Annotated in this window: 10 protein-coding genes; 9 read left to right on the top strand and 1 reads right to left on the bottom strand. The window is 57.4% G+C overall.

Features of this window, described 5'->3' with window-relative positions; all coding sequences use genetic code 11:
• Nucleotides 1-133: 133 nt before the first annotated feature.
• Nucleotides 134-595, bottom strand: coding sequence for a DUF3574 domain-containing protein (locus HU718_RS17450; RefSeq protein WP_186616119.1), 462 nt, complete (start codon nucleotides 593-595; stop codon nucleotides 134-136).
• A 683-nt stretch (nucleotides 596-1,278) separates the two neighbouring features.
• Between HU718_RS17450 and HU718_RS17445 the strand changes: the two genes are divergently transcribed.
• The 9 genes from HU718_RS17445 to HU718_RS17405 are packed head-to-tail and all read left to right on the top strand — an operon-like array spanning nucleotide 1,279 to nucleotide 10,950.
• Complete coding sequence (locus HU718_RS17445) at nucleotides 1,279-2,538, top strand: aspartate aminotransferase family protein (protein WP_186616118.1); 1,260 nt, start codon at nucleotides 1,279-1,281, stop codon at nucleotides 2,536-2,538.
• Entirely contained in the window at nucleotides 2,528-3,031 is a 504-nt protein-coding gene (locus tag HU718_RS17440; protein ID WP_186616117.1) for a GNAT family N-acetyltransferase, read from the top strand. The genes HU718_RS17445 and HU718_RS17440 overlap by 11 nt, the downstream gene beginning before the upstream one ends.
• 7 nt (nucleotides 3,032-3,038) lie before the next feature.
• Nucleotides 3,039-3,521: an adenylyltransferase/cytidyltransferase family protein gene (locus tag HU718_RS17435; RefSeq protein ID WP_052229445.1), complete on the top strand. Its 483-nt coding sequence runs from the start codon at nucleotides 3,039-3,041 to the stop codon at nucleotides 3,519-3,521.
• Nucleotides 3,522-3,570: 49 nt separating this feature from the next.
• The gene (locus HU718_RS17430; RefSeq protein WP_150707879.1) at nucleotides 3,571-4,203 is read left to right on the top strand and encodes an HAD family hydrolase; all 633 of its coding nucleotides are present in this window, start codon (nucleotides 3,571-3,573) and stop codon (nucleotides 4,201-4,203) included.
• A gap of 2 nt (nucleotides 4,204-4,205) precedes the next feature.
• Nucleotides 4,206-5,252 (top strand): NAD-dependent epimerase/dehydratase family protein, encoded by a 1,047-nt coding sequence (locus HU718_RS17425; RefSeq protein WP_095118507.1) that lies wholly within the window; start codon nucleotides 4,206-4,208, stop codon nucleotides 5,250-5,252.
• On the top strand, nucleotides 5,246-7,510 hold the full coding sequence (locus HU718_RS17420) for a glycosyl hydrolase family 65 domain-containing protein (protein WP_202883840.1): 2,265 nt from the start codon (nucleotides 5,246-5,248) through the stop codon (nucleotides 7,508-7,510). Before HU718_RS17425 ends, HU718_RS17420 begins: the two co-directional genes overlap by 7 nt.
• Nucleotides 7,507-8,748 (top strand): MFS transporter, encoded by a 1,242-nt coding sequence (locus HU718_RS17415; RefSeq protein ID WP_095118508.1) that lies wholly within the window; start codon nucleotides 7,507-7,509, stop codon nucleotides 8,746-8,748. The genes HU718_RS17420 and HU718_RS17415 overlap by 4 nt, the downstream gene beginning before the upstream one ends.
• Complete coding sequence (locus tag HU718_RS17410) at nucleotides 8,732-9,835, top strand: DegT/DnrJ/EryC1/StrS family aminotransferase (RefSeq protein WP_150707880.1); 1,104 nt, start codon at nucleotides 8,732-8,734, stop codon at nucleotides 9,833-9,835. Before HU718_RS17415 ends, HU718_RS17410 begins: the two co-directional genes overlap by 17 nt.
• Nucleotides 9,832-10,950 carry an NAD(P)/FAD-dependent oxidoreductase gene (locus HU718_RS17405; RefSeq protein ID WP_110719835.1) on the top strand — a complete coding sequence of 373 codons (1,119 nt, stop codon included), beginning with the start codon at nucleotides 9,832-9,834 and terminating at the stop codon, nucleotides 10,948-10,950. The genes HU718_RS17410 and HU718_RS17405 overlap by 4 nt, the downstream gene beginning before the upstream one ends.
• Nucleotide 10,951: the final 1 nt, after the last annotated feature.

The following is a 10,951-nucleotide window of genomic DNA, read 5'->3' as shown; positions in this document are numbered from 1 at the left end:
TGGCTTGAAGCAAATACAAGTCGAGGTCGATTATGGATTCAGTGAGCCAGTATCAGGTCGGCGGACTTCTTCAATTTCCCCGACTCAGTTCCCTCTCCCTTTGGGAGAGGGCTAGGGTGAGGGGCTTCTGATTCTAGAAGGAGACCTCTGCCGGCTGCGACAACCGCAGCACCGACAAGTCCCCGGTAATACGCTTGTAAGCCAGTCGAATCGCTTCGATGTTGGCCCCATTCTTCGCGCTGTTCTCATGCAAAATCACAATCACCTTGGTACTCAACCGCTCAGGCTCCTTGGCGCCCTTATCCCGCCATTGCCCATAAGCATCAAGCACACTGAATCCATCAGGAAACCGCGACGTCACCTCCTGATCAAGAAACTCGCGCCAGCGCGCCGGACTGACTGCACCGTCCTTGCCATCGATCGAACCCACCGAGAAATACAGCTCGGTGCGAATCCACTGCGCCTGCGCCGGACGCGAGGCGTCGCCCTGCAGAGTGGAACTGGATGGATTGTGGGTGTGAACAGAGGCGGGAGGAGGGCTGGCGCAACCGGCGACCGCAACGAACAGTGCAACCAGTAACAAGCGTTTTGGCATGGAGCTTTCCTTCTTATATGAGTGCAGGCGGGGCAATTATAGAATGCGAGCTAAATAGCGATAAAAGATTAAAAAACTTACATGGCCTCTATTTCTGGAATAAGAGGTTGCGGCGTATTTAATCGTTTCATGTCCAAGGGTTTTAAAGCGGTTCGCGTCAGTTTCGGGTATGTGCTGCCGTGCGCCAATTGTTAAGTGATGACCTTTGCTTCTTGAATAGTCGGACAATTAATTGATCATCTCAGATGCTCGAGGAATTTGCGTATCAGATTTTTTATATTGAAGCGTTGGTAGGAATGGATGGCATAACCTGCTGATAAGTTTGCTGTTTAATTAATTTATAATTTTTTGAAATAAGCTGCGCGGGTTGTTTGGCTGTTTGTGTTTAAGGAAAGTTTTTCTTCATGGGAATCAGCTTGTTGTGTTTGCGATTTAGTTTTTAAATTGACGCTGTGAGGGGGCGAGACTAGGTTCTTTCTTCACAACTTTACTTGACTAAGTATTTGTCTGATTTCGAATGTCGCGCGATTTTTCGTGTGAGTTTTTTTGCATGCCTTATAGCGCCTGTGTCCTGCGTGAGTGCAGGGTTGTTATTCACACTCAATGGTATGAAAGGAGTGTCAGTGGTCATGGATTGTTTAAGGGAAACACGTGTTGGAAATGTACTGTCAGGATGGAATCACTTGTCGGTAGTTGGGCCGATCAATGTGCAGAATACTGCGGGTGCGCGTATTCAATTATCCTCTGGCGAATGGTGCGACGATTATATTATGGGCTGGGGTTCATGCCTGTTAGGGCACGACAGTCCGGTCATCAAACATTCGATCAGCAAAGCCTTGGAGCGAGGTTTTCTCCAACAATACGAAACCGATGAACATCGCCTGTTGAGCGAGAAGTTTTGCGCGGTGGTGCCGTGCGCCGAGAAGTTGCGACTGGTGAACTCCGGCCTGGAAGCCACCATGTATGCAACGCGCATTGCCCGTGCCGTTACCGGCAAACGAATCATCATCAAGTTTGAAGGCCATTTTCATGGGCTCAATGATTCGCTGACCTGGAACGTGGATTCTTCGCCACGCTCGGGTGAGGTATTGGCCGGCGGAGAACTGGAGCGTCTGTCAGGTACTGTGGGTATTCCGAACGAATTCGGAAGTTTGACGGTGGCGGTTTCTTGGAACGATCTGCAAGCCGTGGAGCACGCCTTTGAAAAGTACAAGGACGATGTCGCGGGCGTGATTCTGGAGCCTGTCGCCCTGAACCTCGGCTGCATCAAACCGGACGAGGGCTTTCTGCAAGAGTTGCGGGCACTGACCACGCGGCACGGGGCGTTGTTGATTTTCGATGAAGTGCTGACCGGGTTTCGCGCCAATATCGGCGGTGCGCAGAAAGATTTCGCGGTCACTCCTGACATTGCCGCCTTCGGCAAGGCGTTCGGTTGCGGCATGCCCATCGCCGGGATTGCCGGTAAAGCCGAGTACATGGATGTCATCGCGCCCCGCGGTCCGGTGCAGATCAGTGGCACCAACACCGGGCGCTATCTTTCTGTGTCCGCCGCACTTGCCGCTATCGATCACCTGCAGGACGGTGCGGTGCATCGGCACGTCGCCGCGCTGGAGTCTCAGTTGAAATCGGGACTTCGGGATGTCTTCGATAAACACCGGATTCCTTGCCATATCGATGGTTATGGCGGTCGAATCGGCGTCCATATCGGCACTTCCGAACGTCCTCGGACAATGAAGGAGATAGAAGGTTTTTATCCGATCGATTTTGCCCAGAAGTTGTTTTATCTGTTGTCCTGCGAATACAACCTGTATGGCTTTCTGATGCCCCTTGGTTACTGTCCTGAGCCGGTAACACTTAGCGCGGCGCACACAGCGGAAATGATCGCGGATGCCTGTGAGCGACTGGATTCGGCACTCAAGAGGATTCCATTCCATGGAAAATGAACTTGATCGGGATATTTGCATTCGCCGATTCATAAAGTCCGATATGCCGGCAGTGCTGGCACTGGTCGCACAAATTGGTTCCAGCGAGGACTTGACTGAATCTGCCGGTGAGCAATTTGCCCGGGAACTCGCTGACCCAAACCATGAGGGCGATCGTTTTATTGCCGCACTTGGCGATGTGGTCATCGGAACCATGGGGTGCGCTCCGGGCGCTATCCCGTCAAAGCATGTGTTATGGGCAGACTGGTTGATTGTTGACAGTGAATATCGTCGATATGGCGTTGCGTCCTTGTTATATGACGAGATTGAAAAGTTTGCACTGGAACATAAGAAGGCCTGGCTGTGTCTCGATATCGGCAATATCGACAGAGAACGGGCGGCCTACCGCTTTCATTTACGCAATGGCTTTCAGATCGTCGGGCAACTTCCCGATTATTGGGGTGAGTTTGAACACTTGAACATCATGGCTAAATCTCTCAAATCAAAGGATTGAATTTATCATGGGCGTTTTGAATGACATTACTGCATTGCAGGACGAGGCGGTTTATTGCCGCGAAAAAGGTTTGGTGATCGGGCTTTGTCACGGTTGTTTTGACATTGTTCACCCTGGGCATATTTATCATCTGCAGCGCGCCAATACGATGGTCGATCGACTGTTCGTATCCGTCACCGCAGACCCATACGTGAACAAAGGCGCGGACCGGCCGGTATTTCCCGATCGAAAGCGCGCGGAGTTTCTCGCTTCCATCCGTTATTGCGATTACGTCATCGTCAACCATACAGCTACCGCTGAATTCATGATCAAGACATTGCGCCCCAATTTGTATTTCAAGGGCGCGGATTACACCGATGGATCGGACACCAGACTGCAGGCGGAGCGGGCGCTGGTTGAAAGCGTGGGAGGGCGGATGGTGCTGACGGACGACAAGATATTCGACTCGACTTCCAGGATCGCTCAACTGGTCATGGCCAAGAACAGCTGACAGGTAAACAACCATGTCGAACCTTTTACTGATTGATCTCGACGGAACAATGATCGACACACCGCATTTCGAAGCCTGGCGCAATGCGGCCCTTGAGTTTTCAGGACAGCAACTGACATCGCAGCAATACATCGAGCACATCGCCGGGCGGCCACGCATGGAAGGCGCTTCCCGACTGCTGGCGCTGACCACCCGTCATGCCGGCGGTGCAACGTCCGCAAGGTTCAGCGCCGACGAACTGGCCGCGTACAAACAGGAGGAATTCCAGCGGCTCTCACCGGGCACCGAGCTGTTCGAGGATTCTTTGCGATTGCTGCAGCGCATCGAAGCGTCCGCGCAGCCGGTGATGTTCTATACGGCGTCGCTGAATGCTCCGCAATTGTTCGAGGCGGCGCTGAAACGGGCGAACGTATGGGGACAGGCGCCGGTCTCGATTACCCGGCAAGCACCACATCAAACCCGCGACAAACTGGTTCAACAACTGATCGGCGACCACGCTCCGCAGGATGTTCACCTGATCGACGACAGCCCCTATGCGACTGACCTGGCGTGCGGCCTGGGCGTGCGCGCCTGGCAGATTCGCCGTGATCCGCTTGAACCCAAGGCTAGCCATCCACGCGCTTCAATACTGTCATCGCTTGATGAATTCACGCTGGCGCACTCATCACAGGGAAGGAATTAACCATGAAAAAGGAATCAACTGTTCTTGTTACCGGCGGTGCTGGCTACATTGGCTCGCGTCTGGTGCCCAAACTGCTTGCCGCCGGGTACCGCGTCCGGGTGCTGGATGCGCTGTATTTCGGCAACGGGCTCGAAGGTTTGCTGAACCATCCCGGCCTGGAATTCATCAAGGGCGACATACGCGATCCGGCGCTCGTGGAAACGTCGCTGCAAGGTGTCGACACCGTTGTGCATCTTGCTGCAGTGGCGAACGATCCGAGTTTCAATTCGGCCCCGGAACTGGGCCAATCGATAAACATCGATTGCCTGCCGCATCTCATGAGCAGCGCCAAGCGTCTGGGTTGCCGGCGTTTTATCTACGCGTCTTCAGCGAGTGTCTACGGCGTCAATGCAGAACCTTTTGTCGACGAACGCCAGCCCTGCGTGCCCATCACCGACTACAACCGGTTCAAGGCTGATGGCGAGAAGATACTCTTCGAACTGACCGATTCATCGTTCGAGACTGTCGCGGTTCGCGCCGCCACGGTGTGCGGCTGGTCGCCTCGGCAACGTCTGGATCTGACCGTGAACATCCTGACCGCCAGTGCGCTGGCGCGCGGTGAAATCACCGTATTCGGCGGCAGTCAGTATCGCCCTAACGTGCATATCGGCGATCTGACCCGGCTGTATACGATGCTGGTCGAACGGGAGTCCCTAGGCGAGGTGTCCGGGACGGCAATCAATGTCGGCTACGAGAACCACACGGTGACCGACATTGCCAGTCAGGTAAAAGAGATTGTCGATCGGTACTTCCGCACCAATGTGCCGATCACCACGACCCACAGTGACGATGTTCGATCCTACCGGCTGGATTCCCGACGGGTGCAACAGACGCTGGGTTTCGAATTCATCTTTTCGATCCGCGATGCGATCGTCGAAATCTGCGAGCAGTGGCAGTCGGGGAACTTCAAGGACAGCGGCGATGTGTTAGCGGATATCCGTTATCACAACGTACGCAACATGCTGCACAACGACTGGTCGTTCCAGGCGTCAGGAGGCGCATCGTGCTGAGCATTTCCTACGGCGAGCACCGCGAAGACATTGTCGCGATCGACGCGAGATCGTCGTCCTTCGCGGCGTGCGTGGCGACCCTGGCCAATCCCTTGCTCGGCGTGCGTGCGCACATGCCCAACGCATCGCCACGCAGCCGGCGCACGCAGTTGCTGTTGGCGGGGGTGTATGCGGCCGGTGTCGGCGTCTCGCGGGAAATCATTGCCTTGCCCGCGCCGGCCATCCTGCGGCTTTACGATGTTGATACGGGGTTGCCGCTTGAGCCGGCAAGCAACGAACCCGTGGTGGTGTTGGCACTCGATCAGGCGACCGTCAGCAGTTGCGAGCAGTTTCAGCTGGCCGGTGTGCAATATGAGCTGACGGTCACCCAGTTCATTGATGCCCCGGATCAGGCGGCGGTGTCGACGCAGATCAGTTTGAAACGCCTCGGCACTGGCACCGCAGGCCATCGATTGAGGCTTGATTACGGAGTGGATGGCAGCGCGTCGAACGAATACCTCGGGGCTTGTGACTGGCTGACCGCGCGGCATTACCATTTCGGGCAAAGCGTTGTCGATCAAGCGTCGTTCAGCCTGATCGTCGACACGGCCGAGCAGCGGCTGCGTTATGACGTGCGCGTCGAACAGGCGGATTCAACGGCGAGTTCCGTCGTTTCCTGGCGGCAGGGGCAAGAGGGTTGTGTGGCTTCGGTGACCCTCGACTTTGCAGCGGTCAGCCAGCACCGGTTGGTGACGCATTGGCGGGTGGGCGTCGATAGCGATCAGACCCACCCTGACACGTTTGCCGGCGACTTTGATGTCGCAAGGATTCAAGGCTGTCATTTGAGCCAATGGAACAGCCTCTGGCGTGAGCATGAAGTCACCATTCAGGCTCCGCACACGTGCACTGATCTGGGTATGAAGTACGCAGTATTCCAATTACTGCAACATGGCCTCGGCGCAGCGCATGGCGTCAATGGCACGATATCGCCGGCGCGAGGCCTGACCAGCACTTACCATTCTGGTGCGACGTTCTTCGACACCGAACTGCACAAGTGCATGTTCTGGATCTGGAACGCGCCGGACGTTGCCAGGGCATTGATTGACTACCGCTACACCTTCATTGAAAAAGCGCTGCAGTTCGCGCGTTCCACTGGCTTTTGCGGCGCACGGTTCCCGGAGGCGTCCAACGATCAGGGCGGCGAAAATGGCCCGCATTATGTGTTGTCCTATCCTGAACAGGACATAAGGCGAGAGTGGAGTGTCGATGAGGTGCTGCACATTTCGGCAGACGTCAGCTATGCCGTGAACAAGTACTGGGCGGTAACCGGTGATGACGCGTTCATGGCGTCTCGGGGCTTCGATATCCTGATTGAAAGCGCTCGATTCGCGGCATCGGTGTTCAAGTGGTCAGAGAGCAAGCAGGCCTATGTGGTGAATTCGGTCATGGGCCCGGACGAGTATCACTACCACGTGAACAACAGTTTCTTTACCAATTACCTGCTGCGCTGGAGTATCCGGCGGGTGCTTTCATTGCTGGACCGCCCGGGCTTTCCCGGGGTGTCTGGCGCGCAACGCCGACTCTGGCAAGCGATAGCCGATAACGTCTACCTGCCGTGGATCACGGTGGACGGGGTGGCCATTCCTGAGGAGTTCGAAGGTTACGCGGCATTGCCGGACACCCGCCTGCGTGTGGTCAAACAGCGTGGGCCGCAGTTTGCCGACGAGGTCGAACGCGACAGCGCGGAGAAACTGCAAAACTTCGATTCGCAACTGGTCAAGCAGGCTGACATCGTGCTGTTGATGTCGATGTTTCCCGACGATTTTTCAGCGGCCGTGAAGCGCGCCGCGTTCAATTACTATGAACCGCGTACGGTGCATGAGTCCTCGTTGAGTTACGGCCCGCATGCCGTCGTCGCCGCGCATCTGGGCGAGACGCACACCAGTGCCGATTTCATTGCCCGGGCCAGCCGCTATAACCTCGACTTCACGCCGGTCGACGACTACAGCAACGGGCTGCATCTTTCCGCCTATGCCGGCGCCTGGCAAGGATTGGTCGAGGGGCTGTCGGGGCTGGATATCGAATCGGGCCAACTGGCCTTCCGACCGAAGTTGCCCGCACACTGGCAGGCTTACCATTTCACTCTGCAGTTCCGCGGGCAAAGACTGCGGATTTCCGTACTCGGTGACGACGAGCTGGAGATTCGCCACGGCGATCGCCAGTTGCCGACCCAGCGCGGCGAGGATGGACGAATAGGCCTCAAGGAGGGGCACCCATGATTTCTATCAAAGAACGCTTGTCACCTTACAACGAAGCCTTGGGTGTCTTGCCGTTTCGCAAGTTGCTGATTGGCCAGGGCCTGTCGATGGCCGGCGATGCCATCTGCCTGGCGGCGCTGCCGATCGCACTGATTCGCGACGGTTTCGGTGGTGATGTATTTGGTTTCATCATGGCTGCCGTCGGTGTCGGAACCGTTATCGGTGCGCTGGCCGGGGGGATGCTGGCGGATCGCAAATCGCCCCGGCAGGTACTCATCTACACCGATACGGCGCGAGGCCTTGCGCAACTGGCCGCCGTTGCGCTGCTGGTGACAGGGGCGCACTGGGGCTTTTTGGTGCTGGCGTATCTGATCTTCGGTATCGGTATTGGTGTATCGAAACCCTGTGCACAGGTGCTGCTGGTCAATCTGTTGCCGAAAAAGGCCCTGGTGGCGGGCAACGGGGCGATGAACTTCATCGATAACCTGGTCGCCATTCTGTTTCCGGCGACGCTAGGGGTGTTCATCATTCTTTGGGACCCAGTGTGGGGGATCCTGATCGATGGGCTGACCTTCTTCTGCGCTGCCATTTACACCGCGCAGCTGCCGAATGTCGGCCACCATGAATCGGAAGAAGAGTTCTCGCTGCGTGAAGCGCTCAACGGCATCACCGTGGTCGTCAACAACGCCACGCTGCTGTTGGGTTTTGCCGCGACGCTGGTGGTGAACGTGTTGTGTTTCCCGATCTTTCTGGTCGTTGCCCCTTATGCGATCAGTCAGCGCTTCAGTGAAGACATGTGGGGTTATTGCCTGGCGGCATCGGGGTTCGGCGCTTGCATCGGTTCGGTCATCACGGTGCTGGCCTCGGGGCATGAGCGACTGGTGGGGCTCGCCGTCACTTGCGGATTGTTCCTCGCGGGGGCAATGGCCTTGCTCGGGCTGGGCACATCGGCGTGGATGGCGATTCTGGGGGCGACGTTCGTCGGCATCGTCGAAGCCTCCTGGCTCACCGGCTGGGCAACTGCCATGCAGACACATTCCCCGGAGAAGGATCTGGGCAAGGTCGTGGCGGTCGATACCTTCGTGACCAGCGGCGTGCACCCCTTCATCTATCTGGGCAGCGGTGTGGTCGGCGGAATCGTCGGCTACTCCCAGACCCTCACGCTTACCGCTGTTGTCAGTGCGGTCGGGACCCTGCTGATTGTCCTGACTTCCCTCATGTTCATGCCAAGGAGTGCGCGAAATGATCAAGTGCAATAACGTCCAGGAACAGGCCCAAGACCTTTCGAGCGAGATTTTCGAGCGCTGGCAGGCGCTCCTGCAGTCAGGCGAATTCATCCTGGGTGAAGAGGTTCTGGCGTTCGAAGCCTGGATGTCGGAACGCTGTGGCGGGGCGCATGCGGTGGCCCTCAATTCAGGCACGGATGCGTTGTTTCTGGCATTGCGTGCGCTGGATATCGGGCCTGGCGACGAAGTCATTACCTGCGCCAATACCTTTGTCGCCACCGTCGGTGCCATTGTGGCGGCAGGTGCCCGGCCGATCCTGGCGGACGTGGGCGACGATGAGCTGATGAACGTCGATACGATCGCGCCCCTTTTGAATGAGCGGACCAAAGCGGTCATTCCGGTCTATCTGCGCGGACGTCCGCTGAATATCGATGCCATCCTCGACCTGTGCCGTGCCCGCGCAGTGGCCGTCATCGAGGATTGCGCACAGGCGATCGGCACTACCCTCGACGGTCAGCAAGTCGGCACTCGAGGCGATGCCTCAGCCTTTTCCATGCATCCGTTGAAGACGCTTGGGGGCCTGGGGGATGGCGGGATGCTGGTCACCCGCAATCCGAAGATTGCCGAATACGCACGTATTGCACGCAATCATGGCCTGGAAACCCGTAACGAATCGGTGCGGTTCGGGATCAATTCGCGCCTCGACTCGTTGCAGGCCGCGGCGCTCAATGTCAAAGCGCAGTATCTGGATCAATGGCTGAAAAGACGTGTGGAAATCGCCGCTTTCTATGATGACGTCCTCGGCACCACTCGTACGGGTACCGACCTGGGTGGCGGCAAGCCGGGAAATTCCTATTATCACTATGTCGTGCAGTCGCAAAATCGTGATCGCTTGCAGGCGTTTCTGGCGCAGTACGATGTGCAAACGGCGATTCATTATCCGCTGCCCATCCATTGGCAAAAAGCCTGGTTGAGCAGTCAGCCGCGCCTCGTGCTGGCCAATACCGAACGTCTGTCCCGGCAAATGCTCACCCTTCCTTGTCATCATCATTTGTCGGATGGCGAGGTGGAGAAGGTCACCACGCTGATCAAGCAATTCGAACGCACGGAGGGGCGGTGAATATCGATATCGAATGCGTAGTGATCGGCGCCGGTGTGCTCGGGCTGGCGGTGGCCCGGGCACTGGCCTCGAGTGGGCGTGAAGTGATTGTGGTGGAGGCGGGCGAGGGCATCGGGACGGGCATCAGTTCGCGCAATTCAGAGGTCATCCATGCCGGTATCTATTACGCCGGCAACAGCTTGAAGGCGCAAATGTGTGTGCAAGGCAACCGTCGTCTGTATGCCTTCTGTGAGGCGCACGCCGTGGCTTGCCAGCGTCTGGGCAAGCTGATCGTTGCGACCGATGACGCGCAGCGCGGTGCCTTGCAACGCTTGTGGGAGCAGGGGCGGCGCAACGGTGTCGAGGGCTTGCAGTTGCTCGACGCGCGCCAGGCGCTGGCGCTGGAGCCGGAACTGTCCTGTGTCGCGGCACTCTGGTCGCCCTCCACCGGAATTGTCGACTCCCATGCCTTGATGCTCGCCCTGCAAGCGGATGCCGAGTCCATGGGCACCTCGTTTGCCTTTCATACCCCGTTTGAATCCGCCCGCTGTCACCCTGCCGGGATCGAGTTGCGGATGGGCGGTGCGCAGCCCATGACCCTGGGTTGTCGCGAACTGGTCAATTGTGCCGGTTTGTCGGCGCCGCAAGTCGCAAGTCGTATCACCGGCCTGTGCTCATCGTTCATTCCCGTGCCGCGGTTGTGCAAAGGCAGCTATTTCAGCTTCAGCGGGCGGATACCTTTTCGCCATCTGGTCTACCCCGCACCCGAAGCCGCCGGACTCGGTGTCCACATGACGCTCGACCTCGCGGGGCAGGCGCGCTTCGGGCCGGATGTGGAATGGGTCGCGGACGTTGATTACCGCGTTGACCCGCAGCGGGCCGACAGCTTTTATCAGGCGATTCGCCGCTATTGGCCGGGGCTGCCCGATGGCAGTCTGCAACCGGCGTACAGCGGCATCCGCCCGAAGATCAGCGGCGAACAGCAACCGGCGGCGGACTTTGTCATCAGTGGCCCAGCGGCGCATGGCGTGCCGGGTCTGGTGAATCTGTTTGGCATCGAGTCTCCGGGGCTGACGAGCTGTCTGGCTTTGGCGGACCGCGTCGTGCAGGAAATCGGCGGTTGTTCGCCTCATTGAT

The organism is Pseudomonas tensinigenes, assembly GCF_014268445.2.
Taxonomy (GTDB): Bacteria; Pseudomonadota; Gammaproteobacteria; order Pseudomonadales; family Pseudomonadaceae; genus Aquipseudomonas; species Aquipseudomonas tensinigenes.
Note: the sequence above shows the minus strand (reverse complement) of the source record. Positions and strands in the feature narration are given on the sequence as shown.

Coding starts and splice junctions, on each gene's coding strand:
- HU718_RS17435 (WP_052229445.1), top strand. CDS start 3,039: ATGGGCGTTTTGAATGACATTACTGCATTGCAGGACGAGGCGGTTTAT.
- HU718_RS17415 (WP_095118508.1), top strand. CDS start 7,507: ATGATTTCTATCAAAGAACGCTTGTCACCTTACAACGAAGCCTTGGGT.
- HU718_RS17450 (WP_186616119.1), bottom strand. CDS start 595: ATGCCAAAACGCTTGTTACTGGTTGCACTGTTCGTTGCGGTCGCCGGT.
- HU718_RS17410 (WP_150707880.1), top strand. CDS start 8,732: ATGATCAAGTGCAATAACGTCCAGGAACAGGCCCAAGACCTTTCGAGC.
- HU718_RS17425 (WP_095118507.1), top strand. CDS start 4,206: ATGAAAAAGGAATCAACTGTTCTTGTTACCGGCGGTGCTGGCTACATT.
- HU718_RS17440 (WP_186616117.1), top strand. CDS start 2,528: ATGGAAAATGAACTTGATCGGGATATTTGCATTCGCCGATTCATAAAG.
- HU718_RS17430 (WP_150707879.1), top strand. CDS start 3,571: ATGATCGACACACCGCATTTCGAAGCCTGGCGCAATGCGGCCCTTGAG.